This is a genomic window from Paenibacillus sp. URB8-2 (genome assembly GCF_013393385.1).
Taxonomy (GTDB): Bacteria; Bacillota; Bacilli; order Paenibacillales; family Paenibacillaceae; genus Paenibacillus_AQ.
On the sequence record NZ_AP023239.1, the window covers coordinates 4,268,675 to 4,291,037 of the forward strand.

The 22,363-nt window shown below is 54.3% G+C and carries 20 protein-coding genes and 1 other annotated feature; all 20 genes read right to left on the reverse strand.

Annotated elements, in window-relative coordinates:
• Window positions 1-32: 32 nt before the first annotated feature.
• The 20 genes from PUR_RS19745 to PUR_RS19840 all read right to left on the reverse strand — a co-directional run bounded on the left by PUR_RS19745 (window position 33) and on the right by PUR_RS19840 (window position 22,333).
• Window positions 33-1,067, reverse strand: coding sequence for a rod shape-determining protein (locus PUR_RS19745; RefSeq protein ID WP_179036711.1), 1,035 nt, complete (start codon window positions 1,065-1,067; stop codon window positions 33-35).
• Between the two features lie 41 nt (window positions 1,068-1,108).
• The gene (gene radC, locus PUR_RS19750; RefSeq protein WP_179036712.1) at window positions 1,109-1,798 is read right to left on the reverse strand and encodes a RadC family protein; all 690 of its coding nucleotides are present in this window, start codon (window positions 1,796-1,798) and stop codon (window positions 1,109-1,111) included.
• Window positions 1,799-2,131: 333 nt separating this feature from the next.
• Entirely contained in the window at window positions 2,132-2,848 is a 717-nt protein-coding gene (locus tag PUR_RS19755; RefSeq protein ID WP_179036713.1) for a Maf family protein, read from the reverse strand.
• A 30-nt stretch (window positions 2,849-2,878) separates the two neighbouring features.
• A complete protein-coding gene (locus PUR_RS19760; RefSeq protein WP_179036714.1) occupies window positions 2,879-3,124 on the reverse strand; it encodes a DUF4321 domain-containing protein in 246 nt (81 codons plus the stop codon).
• Between the two features lie 141 nt (window positions 3,125-3,265).
• Window positions 3,266-4,597 carry an SPOR domain-containing protein gene (locus tag PUR_RS19765; protein ID WP_179036715.1) on the reverse strand — a complete coding sequence of 444 codons (1,332 nt, stop codon included), beginning with the start codon at window positions 4,595-4,597 and terminating at the stop codon, window positions 3,266-3,268.
• A 68-nt stretch (window positions 4,598-4,665) separates the two neighbouring features.
• Complete coding sequence (locus PUR_RS19770; protein WP_179036716.1) at window positions 4,666-5,448, reverse strand: (S)-acetoin forming diacetyl reductase; 783 nt, start codon at window positions 5,446-5,448, stop codon at window positions 4,666-4,668.
• Window positions 5,449-5,745: 297 nt separating this feature from the next.
• Window positions 5,746-6,645, reverse strand: coding sequence for an ABC transporter ATP-binding protein (locus tag PUR_RS19775; protein ID WP_179036717.1), 900 nt, complete (start codon window positions 6,643-6,645; stop codon window positions 5,746-5,748).
• A gap of 48 nt (window positions 6,646-6,693) precedes the next feature.
• The gene (locus PUR_RS19780; RefSeq protein ID WP_232101573.1) at window positions 6,694-7,830 is read right to left on the reverse strand and encodes a taurine ABC transporter substrate-binding protein; all 1,137 of its coding nucleotides are present in this window, start codon (window positions 7,828-7,830) and stop codon (window positions 6,694-6,696) included.
• 53 nt (window positions 7,831-7,883) lie between these two features.
• Complete coding sequence (locus tag PUR_RS19785; protein WP_232101574.1) at window positions 7,884-8,732, reverse strand: ABC transporter permease; 849 nt, start codon at window positions 8,730-8,732, stop codon at window positions 7,884-7,886.
• A gap of 40 nt (window positions 8,733-8,772) precedes the next feature.
• On the reverse strand, window positions 8,773-9,087 hold the full coding sequence (locus tag PUR_RS19790; protein ID WP_179036719.1) for a DMT family transporter: 315 nt from the start codon (window positions 9,085-9,087) through the stop codon (window positions 8,773-8,775).
• Window positions 9,087-9,485 carry a DMT family transporter gene (locus PUR_RS19795; protein WP_197970099.1) on the reverse strand — a complete coding sequence of 133 codons (399 nt, stop codon included), beginning with the start codon at window positions 9,483-9,485 and terminating at the stop codon, window positions 9,087-9,089. Before PUR_RS19795 ends, PUR_RS19790 begins: the two co-directional genes overlap by 1 nt.
• A complete protein-coding gene (locus PUR_RS19800; RefSeq protein ID WP_179036720.1) occupies window positions 9,486-10,409 on the reverse strand; it encodes a LysR family transcriptional regulator in 924 nt (307 codons plus the stop codon).
• 129 nt (window positions 10,410-10,538) lie between these two features.
• Window positions 10,539-12,605 (reverse strand): alkaline phosphatase family protein, encoded by a 2,067-nt coding sequence (locus PUR_RS19805; RefSeq protein ID WP_179036721.1) that lies wholly within the window; start codon window positions 12,603-12,605, stop codon window positions 10,539-10,541.
• A 203-nt stretch (window positions 12,606-12,808) separates the two neighbouring features.
• On the reverse strand, window positions 12,809-13,990 hold the full coding sequence (locus tag PUR_RS19810) for a GGDEF domain-containing protein (protein ID WP_179036722.1): 1,182 nt from the start codon (window positions 13,988-13,990) through the stop codon (window positions 12,809-12,811).
• Window positions 13,991-14,229: 239 nt separating this feature from the next.
• Window positions 14,230-15,618 carry a UDP-N-acetylmuramate--L-alanine ligase gene (murC, locus tag PUR_RS19815; protein WP_179036723.1) on the reverse strand — a complete coding sequence of 463 codons (1,389 nt, stop codon included), beginning with the start codon at window positions 15,616-15,618 and terminating at the stop codon, window positions 14,230-14,232.
• Window positions 15,619-15,625: 7 nt separating this feature from the next.
• Window positions 15,626-17,002 (reverse strand): bifunctional folylpolyglutamate synthase/dihydrofolate synthase, encoded by a 1,377-nt coding sequence (locus PUR_RS19820; RefSeq protein WP_179036724.1) that lies wholly within the window; start codon window positions 17,000-17,002, stop codon window positions 15,626-15,628.
• A gap of 5 nt (window positions 17,003-17,007) precedes the next feature.
• The gene (locus tag PUR_RS19825; RefSeq protein WP_232101897.1) at window positions 17,008-19,641 is read right to left on the reverse strand and encodes a valine--tRNA ligase; all 2,634 of its coding nucleotides are present in this window, start codon (window positions 19,639-19,641) and stop codon (window positions 17,008-17,010) included.
• A gap of 244 nt (window positions 19,642-19,885) precedes the next feature.
• Window positions 19,886-20,175, reverse strand: a binding site (T-box leader).
• A 376-nt stretch (window positions 20,176-20,551) separates the two neighbouring features.
• The gene (locus PUR_RS19830) at window positions 20,552-21,232 is read right to left on the reverse strand and encodes a DUF559 domain-containing protein (protein WP_179036726.1); all 681 of its coding nucleotides are present in this window, start codon (window positions 21,230-21,232) and stop codon (window positions 20,552-20,554) included.
• Between the two features lie 152 nt (window positions 21,233-21,384).
• Window positions 21,385-21,921, reverse strand: a complete 537-nt coding sequence (locus tag PUR_RS19835) for a hypothetical protein (RefSeq protein WP_179036727.1) — start codon at window positions 21,919-21,921, stop codon at window positions 21,385-21,387.
• Window positions 21,922-21,937: 16 nt separating this feature from the next.
• Window positions 21,938-22,333, reverse strand: coding sequence for a GntR family transcriptional regulator (locus tag PUR_RS19840; protein ID WP_179036728.1), 396 nt, complete (start codon window positions 22,331-22,333; stop codon window positions 21,938-21,940).
• Window positions 22,334-22,363: the final 30 nt, after the last annotated feature.

Genomic DNA, 22,363 nt, shown 5'->3' on the forward strand with positions numbered 1-22,363 from the left:
GGTTCCCTTCGTCCTTCCCTCTCCTCACCTGCTTACCGTTTCGTGCGAAAAGATCCGCTGCTGCGGGTCTTGAACAGATGGATATTGTCCAGCGCTTTCCCGGTTCCAATCGCTACGCAATCGAGCGGATTCTCCGCAACGATAACGGGCATGCCGGTCTCGCTCGCCAGCAGCTTATCCAGATTGCGCAGCAGCGCGCCCCCGCCGGTCAGAACAATCCCGCGGTCCATAATGTCGGCTGCAAGTTCCGGCGGACATTTCTCCAGCGTTACCTTGACCGCTTCGGTAATCGCATTGACCGTATCGGCCAGCGCTTCGGAAATTTCGTCCGATGTGATGGTGAGCGTCTTAGGCAGTCCGGTTACCAGGTCCCGTCCGCGGATTTCCATCGTCTCTGCCTTTTCCAGCGGCATAGCGGAGCCAACGTCCATCTTCAGTTGTTCGGCGGTACGTTCCCCGATCATGAGGTTGTACTGACGCTTAATGTATTGGATAATCGACTCGTCCATTTCGTCTCCGGCCACACGAACGGACCGGCTGGTCACAATGCCGCCGAGCGAGATGACGGCAACCTCCGTCGTTCCTCCGCCGATGTCAACGACCATGCTGCCCGTCGGTTCCCATACCGGCAGGTCGGCTCCGATCGCGGCCGCGAACGGTTCCTCGATGATATACGCCTCGCGGGCGCCTGCCTGCTTGGTCGCATCTTCCACGGCGCGCTGCTCCACGGCGGTAATGCCGGAAGGAACGCACACCATGACGTTTGGATGGCGCTGGAACACGGACCGCTGCTTCTGAGCCTGGCGGATAAAGTATTTAATCATCGTAGCAGTTGTATCAAAATCGGCGATAACCCCGTCCTTCATAGGACGGATGGCGCGAATGTTCCCCGGCGTGCGGCCGATCATTTTTTTGGCGGATTCCCCTACGGCTTCAATCGTTTTCGTATCGGTACGGATCGCCACAACGGAAGGCTCTCTGACCACAATGCCTTTCCCGCGGACGTAAACCAGTGTATTTGCCGTTCCCAAGTCGATTCCCAAATCTTTTGTAAAGCCACCTAACATGCTGTAAACTCCCTTTCCCTGTCAATGTGCATCGTTTAATTTTACATAAGACCTTGTTCCTTCATGCTGATAAATCCGTCATCTCCGATAATCAGATGGTCGAGAACGTCGATTCCGACAATTTCTCCCGCCTCAAGCAGTCTCCGGGTTAAAGCAATATCCTCGGGACTCGGCGTCGGGTCCCCGCTGGGATGGTTATGCGCACATATTATGGAAGCGCTGCTGCATTTGATGGCTGCCCGAAACACCTCTCTGGGATGAACAATGGAGGCGTTGAGACTGCCCATGGACAGCGTTTCCTGCGCAATTACGTGATTTTTTGTATTCAAAAACAGGCAGACAAAGTGCTCCTTCTGCAGATAACGAAGCTGCTCGGTCAAAATGTCCGCCGCATCATGCGGGCTGCGAATCGTAACCGGCTGATCCAGCCTCGTATTCGCCATCCGGCGTCCCAGCTCCATACCGGCCTTCAGCTGTACGGCTTTGGCGGGACCGATTCCTTTAATTTGCATCATTTCTTCAATGCTAAGGTCGGCCAGACGGCGAAGACCGCCTACCTGTCCCAATATGCGCTGCGCGACATGAATCGCCGATTCCCGGCGGGTTCCCGTCCGCAGCAGAATAGCCAGCAGTTCGGTCTGGCTGAGTGATTCCGCCCCATATTGCATCATGCGCTCTCTAGGTCGTTCTTCATGGGGAAGGTCTCGCAGCATAAACGTCGACGATTCCATCCCTGTTCTCTTCCTTTCAGCCGCAGATAACGCGGTATTGCTGTATAAATGTGATAGTTCATTGCTTATACATACCGGACAAGCCCGAAATCCCTTCAGGCAACGCCAATATCTTACACCCTCAATCATTATACGGGTAAAGCCTGCTCAATACAAATATAAATCGGGCAGGGGAAGGATTACCAAATCACGGCATCAAGCGATGCAAAAAGACTCCTCCAGGCCGTTTTACCGGCATGAAAGAGTCCATGGATTAACGCATCCTTCGGAAGCCGTTTCCGAAATGCTGCAGTTCAGCCGGGCTCCGCCGGCCGTTTGTGTCCTGCCTGCGCCTTAGCCGATTTTGAAAGGACAGACATTGTATTTCAGCAGCATTTGATACAGCAGATTCAGAGGAAGCCCCATTACGCTGTAAAAGTCGCCTTCAATCTTCTCAACAAAAACGGACCCAATCCCCTGTATCCCGTACGAACCCGCCTTATCCAGTGGCTCGCCCGTCTTGATATAATCTTCGATTTCTTCCTCCGACATCGGCCGGAACGTGACCTTGCTTTCCGTATAACCGGCCATAACGACAGGCTCGCCATCAGGCGATTCCGAGAGAACACTGTATTGTCCAAGGTCCCCCAGCCGCACCGATTGGCTACCGCTATTATCTGTGACTTCCGGCCGAAGAGTATCATTCCTGCCGTCCCCAAGTTTGATGCAGGCCACGCCCGTATATACCTTATGGCTTCTTCCCTGCAGGGCGGCCAGCATTGCCCTGCTGTCTTCCGCATCAACCGGCTTGCCGAGAACCCGGCCGTCCAAGACGACAATTGTATCGCTTCCGACGATGATGGCGTCCCGTTCGCCCGCCAGCGGAAGAACCGCTTCCGCCTTGCGGAGAGCAAGCTCGCTTACGATGCGTTCCGGCTCCCATTCCGGCGGGAAGCTCTCATCGGCTTCACTCGGTATAACCTCAAGGGGAAGTCCCAGTAATGATAAAAGCTCCCGGCGGCGAGGCGAACCGGAAGCAAGAATGATCGGAGTTATGCTGTTGTCGTTCACGTCGTATTATCCTTTCCATAGGCTAAACGGCTATTTTCTGCGGTACAGCCAAACGGCTATAATAATGCCGACCAGACTGAGCAGACATAGCTTCAACCGAATCGTAATGTCATAGCTGATGATGTCCAAGTCGGCTTGCGGCGACCATTTGATCAAAGTTGACTTTGTCAGGAACGACAGAGCTTTAACCGGCTGCAGCAGCCTGGCGATCCAGGAGCCGGCCAGCCAGCCCAGAATCAGAAACAACAGAAGCGTACCTATATTTTTCTTCTTCATCGACCGTCTTCCCTCACCTTTGTGACATCTTCATTATTATACGGTGAAAAGACAGTGAAATACAACGCAAAATCCGGCGCGGATTGAGATCCCTCCCTTCCGCGCCGGATTCGGTCAACGCATGATCATAACCGGTTCTGTCTAACCTTGTTCCATTGCGGCCATCAGCCGTTTTTGGCCGCTGAGCATTTCGAGCATGGAAGACTGGACTTCCCAGAGCAGGCCGTCGGCCTTGCTTTTACCATATTCGTTCATCGCCGATACACCCTGGCTTACGGATTTCTCCAGTTCCTTGGCTACAGCCTGTTCCTCGGAAGGCAGTCCCGCTTCCAGCGCCTTCACCGCTTCCGTCCACTGCAGATGGAGATCGCTTACCTTCGTCGTATCCGCCGCCGTATCGCCGCCAAGCAGCGTCGCGGAGAGAGAGCTAAGCTCGCCGAGCAGCGCTCCGCTGGCTTCAAAATACTGGGCCACCGTTTCCCCGTCTCCGTTATATACAAGCCTGCTTTCGTTTGGAAGTGTTACTTCCTTAACATACAGATCAATGCCCTGCGCCTCCAGCCTGCTCCCGAGCAGCTTCGCCTGCTCCCGGTCGGATGACAGTCCGGCGTACACCCGGTTGCCGTCCTCCGGGTCGATTCCAGCGGCCAGTCCGGCGCTCACCAGCTCCTGCTTCGCCTGCGCCGCTCCTTCCGGTGTGCTGAACACCCCGTACTGGAGCAGATAATAGCTCTGTGACGCCACCTGTACGGGAACCGCCGGGGCGGTTGCCGCATTGCCCGCGGTATGCTGACCCACGGCTGAATTTGACGATGCCGTATCGGCGGAATCGCCGTTATGGACTCCGCCGATAAAAGTCAGCGCGGCATATCCAAGCATTAAGCCGATGCCGATGGCGCCCGCGACCGAAGCCGGGAACTTCCACCAGGAAGAGGAACGCCGGGTTGTGTAGTATCCCCCGCCGGCGTCTTCCGTCTCCTCCGGCCATTCCCCCAAAGGACCTTTAGCCGGTGGACTATCGTCTTTCGTGAACGCCGGAGAGCTGTAATCGAAATCGGCATAGCTCACATCGGTTTCCGGCTGTCGCTCCCGGAAATCTCCGATCCGCCGGGAGCGAAGAAACGAATCGCGCAGCAGCTCTCTGTCCACAGCACCTTCACTGTCCCGCCCATCTCGGTTGTCATCGTCCCAGTCGTCCGAATCTACGCCGCTGCCGGCGGTTTTCTTGTTATTGTTGTAAGCCTGTTCCAGCTCCTCCAACCGATATTCGCGATCCTGCAATCTGCCCCGTGGATGTATAGGGTCCAAGGTTCTTCCCGGCCGGCTTCCCCCGGCCGTACGCCGGACCTCGTCCAGACTGTATACTTCCGCCTGCTGCTCCAGCTTCGCCTTTTCCGGTCCGGATTCCGGCTGAAGCTCCCTCGGCTTGTCCTTTCCGGCATCGAACCGGAACGTCATTCTACCGTTACTCAATCCGTCCACCTCACCTTGTCCAGTCTATAAGAAAAGATATGATAGACGGTAGAGAAGTATGCGTATGATTACAGGAAAACCATCCCGCCGTCAATCAGCGGCGATTGACCAGTCATATAATCCGAATCGGGCCCTGCCAGGAAGGAAACAAAAGCAGCGACATCCTCCGGCGTTGACAGGCGTCCGAGCGTAATTTTGCTGCCGAACTCCTTGGTTGCTTCGCCTTGTTCTTCCCCTTTGGAGCTTGTGATTTGTTTATCTATAGAACCCCACATTGGCGTCTGAACAATACCGGGGCAATATGCGTTTACGGTGATTCCGTATTTCGCCAGCTCCTGAGCGGCGGTCTGCGTCAGCGAACGCACCGCGAATTTCGATGCGGAGTATACGCTGAGACTCGCATTGCCAACATGGCCGGCCTGCGAAGAGGCATTGACGATTTTGCCCCCATGTCCCAGTTCTTTCAGCTTGGCCGTCGCAGCCTGAATTCCCCAGACGACGCTGGCCACATTGATATGAAATACTTTGTCCAAGTCCTCGATCGTTACTTCTTCAAGCATTTTTACAGGCGCAATACCGGCGTTATTGACAATAACATCGAAACCTCCCAGCTTCGCGGCCGTCTCCTCCACTGCAGAAAATACCTGATCACGGCTCGAGACATCGGCCTTCAGCGCAATGGAGCGACCGCCTGCCGCTTCGATTTCCCGGGCGACTTTGCCCGCATTGTCCTCATTCAGGTCCACTACAGCAACAGCAAATCCGTCTTGACTAAGTCGAATCGCGATAGCCCGGCCAATTCCTTGTCCTCCGCCAGTCACCAACGCCACTTTTTCGTCAACTCTACTCATTTTCGTGCATCTCCTCTGTACGTGTAAATTTGAAAGAATTAGATAGCACGGCAAACGATTAGTACTATTTGCCCTTACCTAACTATAGCACTCTGGGAGAATAAGGCAAAAAAACAGGGCGATTTTCAGAAAAACATCAAACAATTTTCAACAAGTTTTAACAAGTCTGATACAGTTTGTTCTAATCTCAGCAGTGAATGAACTGGCTTCCTGCAAGAATGAGAAAAAGACCCCTATCTTCCTTAAACAGGAAAATGGGAGTCCTCCGATTGTGCCCTTCAAGTGACCGTTGACCGCCTAATGTCCGCCGATTCGCGAGACCAAAAACTGCCGCAATACGGTATATTCCTGGCTGGCCCTTATCTCGCTGAATGGACGCTGCGTTTCTCCGGTTGTCAGCGGATTGGCGAAATCCTCCACAATCCGGCCCGGTCCGGGATGCATAACGACAAGGCGGCTGGCCAGAAGCAGCGCTTCGTCCACATCGTGGGTGATGAAAAACATGCATTTCCCCGTCCGGCTCCAAATCTGGCGCAAATGCGCCTGCATGTTCTCCCGGGTTAGGGCGTCGAGCGCGCTGAAGGGTTCGTCCAGCAGGACGATTTCCGGCTCAGTCGCGAGCGTACGGGCAATGGCGGCCCGCTGCTTCATGCCACCCGACAGTTGATGCGGCAGCAGACCCGCCGAAGAGGTCAGGCCCATCATTTCCAGAAAGTCCGCCACCCGTTCCTTGCGCCGGGCCTTGGGCATACCTTTCATCCTCAGGCCGAACTCGATATTCCGGGCAAGCGACAGCCACGGAAACAGATTCGCCTGCTGAAAGACGACACCCACATCGGAATCGGGTGCGGTATGGCGCTGTCCGTTGATGGTGATCGTCCCCCGGGTAGGCCGCAGATACCCAGCGATGATGTTCAGCAGCGAGGTTTTGCCGCATCCTGAGGGACCCAGTACCACCACAAGCTCGCCCGGTTCAAGCTTCATATTGATGTCGTCAAGCGCCTGCTTGAGGACCTTTCCGCCGCGGTAGGACAGCCCAATTCCCTCAAGCACAATACCGTGCCCCCGGTCAGTCAAGGCCTTTGTATCGGAGGAAGCACTCCGGGCGGCGGTTGCGCCCTCCGATGTTTGTGCATTTTCCCCGTAAACTCCCGCGCTCAATATCTCCTGGCCGCCAAGCCGCTCCTCCAAGATCATAGTGCCTCTCCTTCCTTCCGCTAAAATAACTGTCCCGACGCGCTTAGATTAGTTGACCGGATAAAGATCGTTTCGCAGCGCTTGTTGATATACGGATAAATCCGGCGAAGCCGTAATCGATTTCTGCTCCACCAGAAAATCTCCGGTGTCTTTCAGCAGTTGGCCGAATGCTCCCGGCTTGTCCGGTGTCCCCATATATTCCGGCGAGGTCTGCTGGGAAGCGTCAAGCACGATGATTTCATTCATCGCTTTGAGAGTGGCTTCCGGCGTTAATCCCAGTTCCTTGGACAGCGCCTGCGCCGATTCCTGTGGATGCTCGCGGTAGGTTTTCACCGCTTCATCCAGCACGGAGATATATCCTTTGACGAAATCCGGATACTTGTCGACAAAATCCTTGAGGACAACGCCGAACTCTCCGGTTATGCCGCCCTTGGCCGCAACCTCGGCGGAACTGATAATGACTTCACCGCCGTCCTCGGTCAGCTTAGACTGGCTCGGCTGCCAGGTATAAGCGCCATCAATGTCTCCCCTTTGCCATGCGGCGACAATATCGGGTGCCTGCATATCGAGGATGGTTATCGTGGACGGGTCGATGTTTTCCTGCTTCAGCGCGGACAGAAGACTGAAATGGGAAGTGGAGCCGAAGGTGGTCGCGATTTTATGGCCCTTGAGATCCTGAAGCGACTTGATGCCGGAATCCTTCTTGACGACCAGTGCTTCACTCTTGCCGATAACGTCATGAATGTAATAGATCTGGTATGGAAGTCCTTGAGCAATGCCCGAAGATCCGGGAGGAGTGCCAACCAGTCCGAAGTCGATGCCGCCGCTGGCCGCCGCCACATTGACATCACGCCCGGAATCGAATTTCAGCCAGGATATTTTAATGTCGGGATATTTCTTCTCGAGCAGGCCGAGCGATTTGGCTAAAAGCTCACCGTTTGGAGACACCTGATAACCAATTCGGACTTCTTTGGGCAGTTCTCCTGTTGCCGCGCCCGCCGGGTCCGAAGAAGCCGCCGCCGATGGCCCGGCCGAATTTTCCGGGGAAGGCGCTGCGCTTGCCGCTGCATCCCCGGCAGTATTGCCGCCTGCCGTTCCGCCATTGTTCCCGCAGGCCGATAATAGGAGCAGCATAGCAAATAGACTGAGTGCAAAGATCCATTTAAATTTATTAGGTTGTTTCATTTCCTGTTTTCTCTCCCTTTAGTACGTCTAGTACATCAACTGCGTGAACCTTTCTATTGCTCAATCCATGGCGACACGCGCCGGATCAGTCCGCGAATGCACAGATCAATAACAATCGCGATCAGCGCCATGATAATAATGCCGAGATACATAATATCGCTTCTCAGAAATTTGCTGGCGTCCAGCACCATCCAGCCGACGCCGGACACGGCGGCCACCATCTCCGCGGCTACCAGTGTGGCGTAGCTGATGCCAACAGCGGTACGCAGCCCGGTCAGAAGCTCGGGAAGGATGGACGGAAAGATGACAAAGACATAGAGTCTCCAGCCCTTTGCGCCAAGCGATTTGGCCCCGTTGATCACTTCGCCGCCCAGACGCTGAACGCTGAATACGGAAGTAATGAACAATGGCGCGAACGCTCCCAGGAACAGCAGTATGACTTTGGACACATCGGTAATACCGAACCAGAGAATCAGCAGCGTATAATAGGCCAGTGGCGGGAGCGGACGGTAAAATTCGATAAACGGATCAAAGACTGCCCGCAGCCAGCGATAGCGTCCGCATAAAACGCCCAGCGGCACTGCGGTTGCGAATGCGGCGGCAAGAGCAAGAAACAGTCTCCGCATGCTTGCCCCGATATGGCTTAGCAAACTCTCCCCTTTGTACCCCTCATGAAGGATATCCGTGAAGGCGGCCCAGACCGTATGCGGAGAAGGGAGAAACAGGGGATTCACCCAGCCGCGGCCGCTTGCCAGCGCCCAGATCAGTGCTGCAACCAGCAGTGATCCGACGGAAATACAGCGGTACAGCCACTTTCCTGTGAAAGATGGATGGACCGGCCGGTCCGATTTGCCGCTTCCTCGTTCTCTTGTCCTGGTTTCCCGTATCTTTGTCTGCATCATATTTGCGTCCCTTTCCCCATTCTTGAAGATATCATTATTGTTACGAGGTCAGCTTGAGTCCGACCATTCCCATGACGATCAAAACCATGCATGCCAGCTTCAGCGGATTTACGGATTCTCCATATAGGAAAATGCCGGTTGCAATGGCTCCCGTGGAGCCGATTCCGGTCCATACCGCATAAGCCGTTCCGACCGGGATGGAAGACAGCGACTGGGAAAGCGCATAGACGCTTAGCGCCAGAGCGGCAATTGCGGCCGCGGCCCATCCCTTCTGTCTCCGTCTTTGCCATTCCTTAAGCAGCGGAACGCTGATTACCTCGACCGCTCCGGCAAGCAGCAGCCAAATCCAGGCCATTAGATTGGATCACCGCCTTTTTTCCAAGCCGTCTCGCATCCGGACGAAAGCTTCAGTCCTACGATCCCCACAAGCAGTATTCCGATGAAAAAAATTCTCCAGCCCCCAGCAGGCTCGCCAAGGAATAGGATGCCGATCAGCCCTGTCCCGGCCGTTCCGATCCCGGTAAATACTGTATACGCTGTTCCGGCCGGAAGAAGCTTTAACGACAATACATACAAAAAATAGCTGACTGTTATGGCGGCCAATGCGAATACACTCGGCCAAAGTACGGTTAATCCTTCCGAAAATTGCAGCAGAACCGCCCAGACTACATCTATCAGCCCTCCGGTAATCACAACCATCCAGGCCGCCTTGTTTCCAGTCGGGCTATCCGGACTTTGCAGCTTTTGTTTCACTTACAGTTCTGCTCCTTTAACCGGTAAATGGAACATCGAACAGAACGACTGGATCGTCCCCATCATCTCTTTTTCCATCAGCGACAGATGATGCCGCTTGCTCCAGGCCAGAACGATGGAAATATCGAGCCGCGTGTCGGATATGTCCAGCGGCACAATGCTCTCCCGGTTGACAAAGTATTCACTCATGAATTTCGGAACGAATGCGGAGCATTCATTCAGGGATATGACTTTTTCCAGCATGGGGAAGCTGTCGAGCCGGTAAGCCGCATGGAAGGTGCCATACTTTCTCAAAAGCTCCGATACGCCGCAATCGGTGGCGAATTCGGTATTGTACAACACAAGCGGCTGGGCCATCGCCTCCGCAAGCGTCACCGAGGAACGCGCCGCCAAAGACGACTCGCGGCTGACCATCAGCACCAGTTGATCCCCAAACAGCTCTTTGATGCACAGATCCTTTTCTTCGGGATGCTTGCCGGTTTTCATAAGAACCCCGAAGTCAGCCTTGCCCGCCGCGATGTCGCGCAAATTGTTATTGGATTCTCCCACCTTCATCAGCACATTGACATTGGGGTGCCGGTTTTTGAAGGCGGTCAACGTATTGACCATTATCGAGTTGCTGATAAACGGCTCTACCGCCAAATGAATGCTGCCGGTCAGCGTTTGCGTGCTCTCCTCCGCGATGGAGCGGATATCTTCCAGCAGGCCGATCGCTTCCATCGCCTTCTTAATAACCGCTTCTCCAACTTCCGTAGGATGCACTCCCTGATTGGTGCGTTTGAAGAGCGTAATTCCGAGCTCCGTCTCCAGCTTGGATACCGAGGAGCTCAGCGCAGGCTGCGAAATGTAGGAACGTTCGGCGGCAAGTGAAATCGAACCCGTCTGCGCAATCGCCACGATATGATAGAGCTGTTCCACACGCATGCGCTTCTCCCTCTTTACCCTTTAGTAATCCATAGTATATTATAAATCCAATGTGAATACTAGGATAAAGATTATAGAGGAGAAGTGCCGCTCATTGCGAAACGGTCGGCTGTTATTTTCCGAAGATGATTAGATCAATTCGCCCAATCCGGCAGGAACAGGCTGCTCGGTTTCATTTTCCCGCTGCGGCGATGGATTTCCTTCCCCGCTCAAAATTTGATAGATAACCCCGCCTTCCACATTCCGCGGAACCGGCGTTTCGGTCAACTCGCAAATGGTCGGCACAAGATCCACCACCTTGACTTTGCGGTCAATCGTCTCGCCGGATTTCACTCCTGCGCCGAGTGCGATAAACAGCGCCTTCATGGAATATCCCGACAAGGTGTGGTTGCTGAGGCCGTTGCCGTGGCAGCGGGTAAAATCGGGCTCCAGAATGTAAAAGATGTCGCCGCTGTTCTCTCCGCCAAGGCCAACCACTTCCATATCATTGCGATTCAGCGCAAAGCTGATCACTCTTCTGCCCGTCTTCGGATCGCGGTAGCTGTACAGATCGTCAATAATTTTCTCCACCGTCTTGTCATAATCGGCCGGGTCGACAATCCCTTGAGGGTCTCTGCCTTTTACATTCAAATATATGAAGGTTGCGCGCTGGGCGACGGCCGTGGTGCGGCTCCAGTCGATTTCTTTAGCCCCGAAAGCGTCCTCCTTGAGCTGCGTGTAGCCCAGTTGTCCCAGAATCCCGACGTTGATCCCCCACATATCGCCGATCAGCGGATGATCGGTTTCCGGATTTTTGGCTACGCCGCCATGATCGGATACGATGAATATCGCCGTTTCGCCGTCCAGCCGATTAAGCAGCGCCCCGATAAAATGGTCGGTGATTTCATAGATTTTATAGACGATTTCCTGGTAGCGTTCATACTCGGGTGAGGCGGCTTCCAGCGTATGATCGAGATAGAAGTGCATGAACATGTCGATGCCGTGCATATGGGTGTAGAACAAATCCCACTCTTTGTTGTCCAGCAGGTAATTGATGGCGCCCTCATGCCAGCGGTACATTTCCTCGATCGACTCCAGCAGCACACCGTCGGCCTGCGGGTTCAACCGGCTGTAATTGGAAGGCTGCAGCATCGGGCCGACATTGGTGTACAGCTCCTCGCCGATGCTCTGCGGGTAAAAGTATTTTCCCGTCTTCAGATCGAGCACGTAGGAGGAATAGAACGTAAAGCTCTCGCCTGAAGGGTCAAGCTCCAGCACACGGATTTTATAAGCCACATCCACCGCTTCACCGTTAATGGTATATCGGTCGTAAATCCAATCGCTCCATTCTCCGGATGCCGCATCGCCGAGAGGGACTTCGCTCTCTTTGGACGAATAAATGGCAATACGGTTGTAAGTAACGCCGTCGTCGGCTGTGAGCAATCCCCAGCGCCGCTCCGCTCCGCCGTTGACCGGAACAATAAACTCCCGCGCGCCCTGCGGAGCGTTCTTCCAGCCGGATGCCGGCTTAATCGGCGTCTTGATCTGATCGGCCGTCGGGACATCGGCGGAGAGTTCGCCGTCCTGGGTTGTTGTTACGAGTCCCGGCTGTGTGTAGCCGAAGCCTTCGTAGGTGTCCTTGCTGATCTCGGCTTTTTGCGTCGTCTCCTCGCCTTCGAAGCGGCAGTTGGCGCCGGTGTTGTCCACGATATGTGGAATCTCGATCAATTCAAAATCCCCGGTTTCCCCTTCATATATTTTCTCGTAATCAATATATCCGCGAAGATTGGTATAGATGCTAGTACCGTCGACGTAGATTGCGTCCTTCACCTGAGGCGGCCAGGAGGTCGGATAATTGAAAATAATGCTCTTCTTGCCCGCTCTCGCATAAGCCTCCCAAATCGTTTCGGCCTTCAGCAGGCTGGAATCGAAACCGTAATCGAGCACATCCAGTTCATTGCCGAGCGTATGGTTCCAAAAGCAGGTGATGCCGTGCGTGTTCGGATAAGCGCCTGTAGCGATCGACGCCCAATTGGGCGGGGTAATTGCCGGGAGCACGCTTTGCATGCTGAGGTCCTCTGTCGATACCCCGAGATTCAGCGCTTTTTTGAAATTGGGCAGTTTCCCCTGTGCAATGTAACGCGCAACGAGTGTCGGGTCCGCGCCGTCGAGCCCGAGCAGCATCACTTTTTTGGCTTTGCCGTTGTTCTGTGCCATGTCTCCACCCCATTCATCAATATATAATCCAATGAGTTAACTAGGAATTATATTATGGTCCTATTATAGAGCCGTGAGATGGAGGTTGTTAAATAGTTGTTGATTATATCGGGTATAAGTCACGGTTATCCGGCTATTCAATGCATAACAAACAGCCCCTCGCCTGCCTGACGGCAAACGGGGGCATGATAAGGAGCGGCGGGTCAACTCGTCTCCGGCTCTTCCGGCCAGCGGCTTCGGACCACACGGTTTCTTCCATCCTGCTTCGCTTTGTAGAGAGCGGCGTCGCTAAGCTTGTACAGTAAATCCAGCTGCGGCTTTTTGCCCGGGATAACGGTAATCACGCCTATACTGATCGTATATTGGAGAGGGTGGCCTTCAATCCGCGAATTCATTACGGCTTGTCTCAGCAGCTCCGCTTTCCGGTCGCTTTCTTCCTCGTCCGCACCTGGCAGCAGAACCGCGAATTCTTCGCCCCCGTATCTGCCGAACAAATCTCTGGGGCCCAAACGAAACTCCACGGTGGCCGCAAAACTCCGGAGAGCGCTGTCACCGGCGACATGCCCGTAATTATCGTTGACCAGCTTGAAATGATCAATATCGATCAGCAGAAAAGATATCGGCACTCTCCGCTCGGCCGCGACGGCAGCGGCAAGCTGCGCTTGTACAATAAATGCCCTGCGGTTCAGAATTCCGGTCAGCTCATCGACATTCGCCATCCTTCTAAGCTCGTCGTAAGACCGTTCCTTTGACAGCAGAACAAAGCCGACGGTTCCCAGAATCATGATCAAAAACATGCCGATATAGTAGAGATGCTGGGCAAGCCCCGGCGAGAATACATTCATATTCCGCTCCGAGAAAAGCGCTGCAAAAGCCCTGGCGAGCAAGATGGATGCAAGCAGCGTGTACACCAATCCCATAACCGTCTGAAGCGGCGATCCTCCTCGGGTTGCGGTAAAGCGGTAAGCGGGGAATGCGATGAACAGCCCTGCCGCCAGGGAAGCGGAAGCGATGCGCAGGTTGTCCGAATTATAGAAAAAATAAATCAATCCGAAGCTCAGCACGCTCAAGATTGTGATGACCTTATAGTAACGTCTAGCGTCCGCGCCGAACCCCTCCGCCATCATCAGCAGGGCGATGATTTCCAGCCCGCCGCCTCCAAGCATCAGCGCATTGCTGAGCAGAACAAATCGCGGCCCGGGAAGACTGTCCCGTATCATCACCAGCAGCCAGCAAGCCGCCTGCAGCCATTTGGAGACAGCAAAAAATGAAGTCGCTTTATCGTGGAGAGAGCGGAAACGGTATGCGGCGATAAGCAGCACCATGAACATATTTCCGAGGATAAGCGTAATCAGTATTGTTCTTATGTCCAGTTGGAAATCCATACGACGTTCACCACCACATATGTGCGTAAAATGACGGGCTGCAAACACTATGTAAAAAGAATATTAGTAAAACAGTACCATATCATGATGCTAATATCTGTCGATTTATGGGGAATCATCGAAGAAAAAACGCATCCCCTTCTTCCGAAATCGTGAAGAGAATGCGTTCTGTCCATTTGCAAAACCGCAAGCGTCATCGCCTCAAATGCGGCGCATTATTCTGCGGATGCGGCTCCGCTTTATTTCGAGGCTCCGCGCTTCAGAAGGTTGTCCGCGAGCGCGTATCCGACTTTCCAAATATCGCCTGCTCCCATGGTGATTACAAGATCACCGGGCGCCAGTCGGTCCCTGAGATCCGCAAGAACATCTTCTTTGGTCGGCAGATAGCGTGCTCCGGGGTTGCTGTTCTGAATGATCAGTTCAACCAGCTTGGCGGAAGTCACGCCCTCGATCTGCTTCTCGCCTGCCGGAGAGTAGATATCGGTAATGATGACCTCATCGGCTTCGCCGAAGGCCCGGCTGAACGCGTCAAGCAGAAAAAAGGTGCGTGTGTAGCGCTGCGGTTGAAAGACCGCAATAATCCGCTTGCCGGTCGCTTTGGCCGCGCTGATTGTCGCCTGGATCTCCGTCGGATGATGGGCGTAATCGTCAATTACGAGAATGTCGTCCGCTTCGCCGAGGACTTGGAAACGCCGCTTGGCCCCGTTGAATTTCACGATGGCCGAGGCGATAGCCGCAAACGGAATGTCCGCCTTCAGGCAAGCGATAACCGTGGCCATCGCGTTGTACAGATTATGCTGGCCGGGCACCGACAGCTCGATCCGTCCGAGCGTCGCTCCCTTGTGATTCATCGTAAACGTTACCTGGCGGTCGCCGAGCGCAATGTCCGTCGCGGTATAGTCCGCCGTCTCCGAGCGGATGCCGTAGGTTGTCACATCCGCTTTGATCTTGGGAAGAAGGGAGATGACGGTCTCGTCGTCCGCGCAGACAATCGCCGTGCCGTCCGCACGCAGCTGGCTCATGAACTGCGCATATGCGCTCTTCAGGCGTTCGAAATCGCCGCCGTAATTCTCAAGATGATCGGCTTCAATATTCGTGACAATCGCAAGCCAAGGATGATACTGGAGGAAAGAACCGTCGCTCTCGTCCGCTTCGGCCACAACGAATTCCCCCTGGCCTGCCTTTGCATTCGTACCTACGTTCATAATCTCCCCGCCGATAATATACGTAGGGTCAACCCCGCATTCTTCCATGACGAGGGCAATCATCGACGAGGTCGTTGTTTTGCCATGCGCTCCGGCTACGGCTACACCCTTGCGCTCGTTAAGCAGCCGGGCCAGCATCTGCGACCGGTGCAGAATCGGAATATTCAGGCGCTCCGCTTCCACCCGTTCCACATTATCCTTCGACAAAGCCGTGGAATAGACGACCAGATCGGCGCCCTTTACCTGCTCCGCCGTATGGCCGATATATACTTTTGCGCCTTTGGCTATCAATTTCTCCGTCAGTTCCTGGGCGGCCACATCGGAGCCCGTTACGGTATACCCCATCTCTAACATGACACGGGCAATAGCGCTCATCCCGTAACCGCCGATCCCTATAAAATGAACTCGTTCCGTAGTATCCAACAGTTAGTCACCAGCCTTTTTCAGAATCGGGTTGCCGCAAAAGCGCGCTCCGTACATCAGCGATCAAATAAAGCGTACCGGACACGACCGCCAAATCGTCTTCTTCCGTCATCGACTTCAGAAGCTGGAGCGCTTTGCCCCAATCATGCTCCACAATGATTTGCAAATGATCCTTGGCATAGTTCTCCCGCAGACTCTCCGCGATGAGCTGAAGGTGTTCCGCGTCCATTTTCTTCCGGAAATCCGGTTCGGTCAGGATAAGCGTATCCACTATAGGAAGTATATGCTTGAAGTACGACTCATGATGCTTGTTTGACAGCATACCCATCAGTAAATTTAATTTTCGGTAGTGATAGTACTTCGGCAGGCTTGACGCCAGGCTCTGCGCCCCCTCGGGGTTATGCGCGCCGTCAAGAACAATCCGCGGGGTGCCCGGAATTTCTTCCAGCCTTCCGGCCCAGAACGTATGGCGAAAGCCGGAGAGCACATCCTCGTCCTCGAGAATGAACGCCATGTACTGGCGCAGCACCTCCAGCGCCATCATGGCGCCAGCGGCGTTGGCCACCTGATGCTCCCCCTTCATGGCAATGCCGATATCCAGCGAGCGGAAAGGACCTCTGAAGGTAAAGGTCTGCACACCCTCTTCGATCCCTTTGCTCTCATAGGCAAATTGATCCCCGGCGAGATACAGGGTCGCCTTGCAGGACGAAGCCTTATCCTTAAGCACGGAGATCGCTTCGGGCTGGGAGACGCAGCTGACGACAGGAACGCCGGGCTTGATAATGCCCGCCTTCTCGTAGGCGATTTTCTCAAGCGTATCTCCAAGAACATCCGTATGATCGTAGCCAACGTTCGTTATGACCGACACGATCGGGGTAACGATGTTCGTTACATCCATCCTTCCCCCCAGGCCCGTTTCCCATACGACAACGTCAGGGCAGCATTCTTCCGCATAATATAAAATCGCAAGCGCGGTTGCTACCTCAAACATCGTAGGAGAACCCAGCTCGGTATTCGCAATTTCTTCAACCAGCGGATGCAGGCGGTTCGCAATCGCCGTCAGCGTCTCTTCGGGAATGTCCTCGCCGTTAAACTGAAACCGGTTCGTGAACTTCGTAATATAGGGGGAAGTAAACGTTCCGACGGAATATCCGCTTTGTCTTAGCACCGACGTCAGGAAAGCGCAGGTTGATCCCTTGCCGTTCGTTCCCGCAACATGAATGAATTTCAGCCGGCGGTGCGGCTGCCCCAGTCTTTCCATCATCTGTTCGATCCGTTCAAGGCCCGGACGGATGCCGAAAGGAATGAGGCCGTTGATCCAATCCACCGCAGCAGTATAGCACTGTAAAGGGGCGGCTGAGCCGGCCCCGTTCATCTCTTCCATATCCGTTATCCTCTCAGCTCCGCGATACGGGCCAGCACTTTCTCGCGTTTGGCCGAGTAATCAGCCTGCTTGGCCCGTTCCTCTTCGATGACTTTGGCCGGCGCCTTGGCTACGAAGCCAGGGTTGCCGAGCTTTTTCTCCACGCGTTCCACTTCGCTGTTCAGCGTCTGCACCTCTTTTTCAAGCCGGGCGATTTCCTGCTCAATATCGATCAGACCAGACAGCGGCAGCAGCAGCTCGGCCCCCGTCACAACGGCGGACATGACCTTCTCCGGAGCGTCCGGATTCAGGCCCGCCTCGAAAGAGGAGGTATTGGCAAAACGGCTGATGTAGGCGTTGTTCCGCTCGATAATAGCCAGCGTCTCTTCGCTTCCCGCCTTGACGATCAGCTCGACCTTTTTGCTCATCGGCACATTCACTTCGGCCCGGATATTGCGCACGGCGCGGATCATATCCATCAACAGATTCATTTCGGCCACCGCATCCGGATTCTCAAGCGCAGCATCATATTCCGGCCATGCGGCCAGCGTAATCGTCTCGCCCTCATGCGGCAGATGCTGCCAGATTTCCTCCGAAATGTACGGCATGAACGGGTGGATCAGGCGCATCGTGCGGTCGAGCACATAAGCCAGTACGGATTGCGTGCTGCGTTTGGCGGCGGCGTCCGAGCCGTACAGGGAAAGCTTCGCGAACTCGATATACCAGTCGCAGAGATCATCCCAAATGAAATTGTACAGGAGACGTCCGGTCTCGCCAAAGTCATATGCATTAATGAGACGCGAAATATCGCGGGAAGTTTCGTTCAGGCGGTGCAAAATCCAGCGGTCGGCGGTGCCAAGCTTGCCGGAAATGTCGATATCCCCAAAGGACACGCCTTCCAGATTCATCAGCGCAAAGCGCGAGGCGTTCCAGATCTTGTTCGCAAAATTACGCGCCTGTTCGACCTTCTCCCAGCGGAAACGCAGGTCCTGTCCCGGCGTGCTGCCTGTGGAAATCATATAGCGCATGGCGTCGGCGCCGTATTTCTCGATGACTTCGAGCGGATCGACGCCGTTGCCGAGCGACTTGGACATCTTCCGTCCTTCCGAGTCGCGGACAAGGCCGTGAATCAGCACGTCGGAGAACGGCTTCTCGCCGGTAAATTCCAGCGCCGTGAAGATCATCCGCGCCACCCAGAAATAGATGATATCGTAACCCGTCACGAGCACGTCAGTCGGGTAATAGCGTTTCAAATCTGCGCTGTCATCCGGCCAGCCGAGCGTGGAGAACGGCCACAGGCCCGAGCTGAACCACGTATCCAGCACATCCTCGTCCTGCTTCAGATCGTCCAGGCCGCTGATCCGGCGCGCTTCCTCTTCGTCGCGGGCGACAACCATCTCGCCGGTGGATTCGGAATACCAGGCCGGAATGCGGTGGCCCCACCAGAGCTGGCGGGAAATACACCAATCGCGCACATTTTCGATCCAGTGCAGATATATCTTCTCGAACCGGTCCGGCACAAAGTTCACGCCGCTGCCGTCTTTTTGCGCCTGGATCGCCGCTTCGGCGAGGGGCTGCATCGCCACGAACCACTGCGTCGATAAATAAGGCTCAACCACGGCGCCGGAGCGCTCGCTGTGTCCCACCTGATGGACATGGTCCTCAATGGAGATGAGCACGCCCTGTTCTTTCAGGTCGGCGGTAATGTTCTTGCGGCATTCGCTGCGGTCCTGGCCCTGGTAAGGCCCCGCTTCGGCGTTCATCGTGCCGCTCTCGTCCATGACGACGATCTGCGGCAGATTGTGGCGCTGGCCGACCTCGAAGTCGTTCGGGTCATGGGCAGGCGTAATTTTAACCGCGCCGCTGCCGAATTCTTTTTCAACATACTCATCGGCAATGACCGGAATCTCGCGGCCGATGATTGGAAGAATCAGCGTCTTGCCGATCATATCTTTGTAGCGCTCATCCTCCGGATGCACCGCAACCGCCGTATCGCCCAGCATCGTCTCCGGACGCGTGGTCGCCACGGTGATAGAGCCGCTGCCGTCCTTAAGGGGATAACGCAGATGATAGAGATGGCCGTTGACTTCCTTGTACTCCACTTCAATATCGGACAGGGCCGTGCGGGCCGCAGGGTCCCAGTTGATGATGCGCTTGCCGCGGTAGATCAGGCCCTTTTCGTACAGCTTGACGAATACCTCGCGCACCGCCTTGGACAGTCCCTCGTCCAGCGTGAACCGTTCGCGGGTGTAATCGAGCGACAGCCCCATTTTGGACCACTGCTCATGGATGGTTGCCGCGTACTGGTCTTTCCACTCCCATACCTGTTCGAGAAATTTCTCGCGGCCGAGATCGTAGCGGGATACGTTCTGGGCGCGCAGCTTCTGCTCGACCTTCGTCTGAGTCGCGATGCCCGCATGGTCCGTACCCGGCAGCCACAGCGTATCGTAACCTTGCATCCGCTTCGTGCGGATGAGAATATCCTGCAGCGTAAAATCGAGCGCATGCCCGATATGCAGCATCCCCGTCACGTTCGGCGGCGGAATGACAATCGTATAAGGCTTCGCGTCCGGACGCAGTCCTGCGCGGAAGAAGCCTCCCTCCATCCAGTAAGGATACCACTTCTGCTCCGCAGCCTTGGGATCATACGTGGTCGGCATATCGTTCTTGGCGCCGCCCTCCGCCGGGCTGCCTCCGATCTCTTCAAGTTCCGGCTGCTGCGCCGGAGTCAATGGATTATGTTCTGTCATTGCTTTTTACCTCCATATTTGTCTAACTGTCGAACCGAAGAAACGGCTGGCACCATCCGTTCAGGGACGGAACCGTTTCACTTGGAAATATAGGGCCATGGATAAGCGCGCAGCTAAGAGTCCCTAAATTAAATACAAAAAAGACCTTCCGTCCTCAAAGGACGAAAGGTCATTCTTTCGCGGTACCACCTTTGTTTCGCGTAATTCGCCGGGCAACGGCGGAGCCGGTACGTTCTATAAAAAACGCCGGCAAAACGCGACACTCAATGCAGAAATAACGGCCTGCGGCCGGCGCGCTCTAACGGTATGGCCTTAAGCGGCTATACAGCTCAAGCGTGCGACTCCGGGGCGACTTCGGCTGGCTGCATCCTGCGGAAGCTCACAGCTGTTGCATTCCGCTCTCTGAAGGGCTGACCGCCTACTCTTCCCGTTCCCAGTCTTTAAGGAAATATTGCTTAATACTTTACATAATACATTTTGAGTTCGGCGTAGTCAACCGGAAGACTGGTCATAGCAGGACAATCGCTTACGAATTTTTGAAGGAAAGTTTTTGCAGAGTAAGAAGGCTTGTTGGGGTCTCATCATTTTGCAGGCATTACTCTGGCGCCTTGCAAAGCAGCTAATCGACAATCGGCGCCTTGCAATTGCAGCTATAGTGCAGGTTATTTCGAACACAAGCGGTGGTTAGGCGGAAAAACCTGCTATTGTGCAGGAATTCAAGGCTCTGCCGACTGCATTTGAGCTTGCACGGGAAAATAACTGTATCTAGGCAGGCATCTTATTCAGTGAACGTTCCAACGCCGATAAAAGATGTACAATTTCAGGTTTTCTGCAACATTTGGTTCATCGCGCCTCGCTGCAGCTCGTACCGCACTATATGTTTGCCCGCCGCTCCGGTTGCAGCAGTAAACCATCCTTTCTCGCAAAGTGCTTGCAGCATTCGAACGGCTGTGCGATGGTTGATGCTTAAATGAGTCTCCACATCGATGGGGCGAAGGGGGCGGGCGAGCATACAGGCCAGACGGATGATTTCCCGTTCCGCTACACTGTTCAGGTTAACCGGAGAAGACTCGGACTGATAACGGCTAAGCACCATGCGCAGAAGCGTGATCGTTCGTTCAGGATGATGAGCGACGTCGTCATAGGCAAAAGAAATGACCTGGAAACCCATCGCCGTTAAAAAAGTTTCCCGGTTCAGTTCGTTGCAATATTTTTTTCTGTCCATGTCCGTGACGTGGGGACCGAAACCTTTAATTTCGATGATCAGCTTCGCAAACGGCGTAAGCCAGGCAAAATCGCAGAAATAGGATAGCCCCCGCCAATCCAATACTTCGTATTCCGGATGCAAATTATTGAAGTTTCCTTGAAGCGGCCACCATATGCTGTGGCAAAACAACCTCTCTGCATCACGGTGTCCCCGCTCCAGACGGCCTTTTCGTTCTCCCGTTCTGCTCCGCAAATGGTATTCGATAAATGCTGCATGCGCTTCCTCAACATTCATTTTGATCATCTCCTCTAAAATGACGAAGAACGTCCCGATCCATTCGGCGGGAATGGATCGGGACGTTCTTCGTCTCCTATATTTTAGTCTAACGCAAAATCGACCAGTTCGCCAGTACAGCCTGATCGCAGCCACGGATATTTCACGGATATTTAATGCGGAAGTTTGCGTCTGAGCTCCTCGAACATCCGCCGGGTATCCGAAGCTTTTTTATCGTTAAACACGATATATTCATCCGCTAACCTGATGACAATATAAGGAGGCGAGTGCTTGAATATGTACGCCCTGGTAAGCGTGGTATCGACTCGAACGATGCGCCGTTCTCCCATGCTCCAATCATGCTCACGCTTGATCCGGGCCGCGGCCCGGTGATATTTTACGAACAATCGGTATCCGCCCCATATTACAAGCCCCATCCAGACCCACCAGTATACAAAGACCAGTGAAAAATAACGATTCAACGCAAACATCGGGAGAAGCGTCAACGAGCCCATAACGATAAAGAAGATATTGTTTTGACGGAAAGAAGCCCTTAGGCTCTCCAGTTCCTCGGCCTGGTTGGCATGCTCCGGGATGCCAATACCGAAAACGATGATTCCTCGAGTAACGTACGGCCGCATACCGTAAGACAGTTGCATTGTTAAGAGGATAATGAGACATATGGGAATCAATATCAATACCATTGTCATTTCAACAGGCCCCTTTCTATTCTGCAATCGAAGGTTGTCCAGCGGCGAGCGCTGCGAAAATATCCGCGCAGGTATCGAGGAATTCCTTCCGGCCCACTCCCTTTAGGCTGGCTTCGCTGATAACGAGAGTCAGTTCCTGTTCCAGCTTCTCTCTGTACTCTGCGCGTCCGCCCTCGGGCCTTGTTACCGTAGCTCCGTGCCTGCGGTCAATCGAAATGAATCCTTCGTTCTTCAAAATTGCGTAGGCTTTATTTACCGTCATCGCGTTAATCCCGAGCTCCTCTGCCAGCTGCCGGATCGTCGGCAGTTTCTCACCGTCCTTCAAATCGCCCCTGCGGATAGCCACGACCACCGCATTGCGAAGCTGCATGTAAATAGGCGTCTCACTCTTGAAATCAAGCGTTATGATCATGAGTTTCCTCTCCAGGAAAGACGTCTTGTT

What these genes read in the sequence shown, in the direction of transcription:
- PUR_RS19745 (WP_179036711.1), bottom strand. Translation starts at nt 1,067, where the DNA reads ATGTTAGGTGGCTTTACAAAAGATTTGGGAATCGACTTGGGAACGGCA.
- radC (WP_179036712.1), bottom strand. Translation starts at nt 1,798, where the DNA reads ATGGAATCGTCGACGTTTATGCTGCGAGACCTTCCCCATGAAGAACGA.
- PUR_RS19760 (WP_179036714.1), bottom strand. Translation starts at nt 3,124, where the DNA reads ATGAAGAAGAAAAATATAGGTACGCTTCTGTTGTTTCTGATTCTGGGC.
- PUR_RS19770 (WP_179036716.1), bottom strand. Translation starts at nt 5,448, where the DNA reads ATGAGTAGAGTTGACGAAAAAGTGGCGTTGGTGACTGGCGGAGGACAA.
- PUR_RS19775 (WP_179036717.1), bottom strand. Translation starts at nt 6,645, where the DNA reads ATGATCTTGGAGGAGCGGCTTGGCGGCCAGGAGATATTGAGCGCGGGA.
- PUR_RS19780 (WP_232101573.1), bottom strand. Translation starts at nt 7,830, where the DNA reads ATGAAACAACCTAATAAATTTAAATGGATCTTTGCACTCAGTCTATTT.
- PUR_RS19785 (WP_232101574.1), bottom strand. Translation starts at nt 8,732, where the DNA reads ATGATGCAGACAAAGATACGGGAAACCAGGACAAGAGAACGAGGAAGC.
- PUR_RS19790 (WP_179036719.1), bottom strand. Translation starts at nt 9,087, where the DNA reads ATGGCCTGGATTTGGCTGCTGCTTGCCGGAGCGGTCGAGGTAATCAGC.
- PUR_RS19800 (WP_179036720.1), bottom strand. Translation starts at nt 10,409, where the DNA reads ATGCGTGTGGAACAGCTCTATCATATCGTGGCGATTGCGCAGACGGGT.
- PUR_RS19805 (WP_179036721.1), bottom strand. Translation starts at nt 12,605, where the DNA reads ATGGCACAGAACAACGGCAAAGCCAAAAAAGTGATGCTGCTCGGGCTC.
- PUR_RS19810 (WP_179036722.1), bottom strand. Translation starts at nt 13,990, where the DNA reads ATGGATTTCCAACTGGACATAAGAACAATACTGATTACGCTTATCCTC.
- PUR_RS19820 (WP_179036724.1), bottom strand. Translation starts at nt 17,002, where the DNA reads ATGGAAGAGATGAACGGGGCCGGCTCAGCCGCCCCTTTACAGTGCTAT.
- PUR_RS19825 (WP_232101897.1), bottom strand. Translation starts at nt 19,641, where the DNA reads ATGCCGACCACGTATGATCCCAAGGCTGCGGAGCAGAAGTGGTATCCT.
- PUR_RS19830 (WP_179036726.1), bottom strand. Translation starts at nt 21,232, where the DNA reads ATGAATGTTGAGGAAGCGCATGCAGCATTTATCGAATACCATTTGCGG.
- PUR_RS19835 (WP_179036727.1), bottom strand. Translation starts at nt 21,921, where the DNA reads ATGACAATGGTATTGATATTGATTCCCATATGTCTCATTATCCTCTTA.
- PUR_RS19840 (WP_179036728.1), bottom strand. Translation starts at nt 22,333, where the DNA reads ATGATCATAACGCTTGATTTCAAGAGTGAGACGCCTATTTACATGCAG.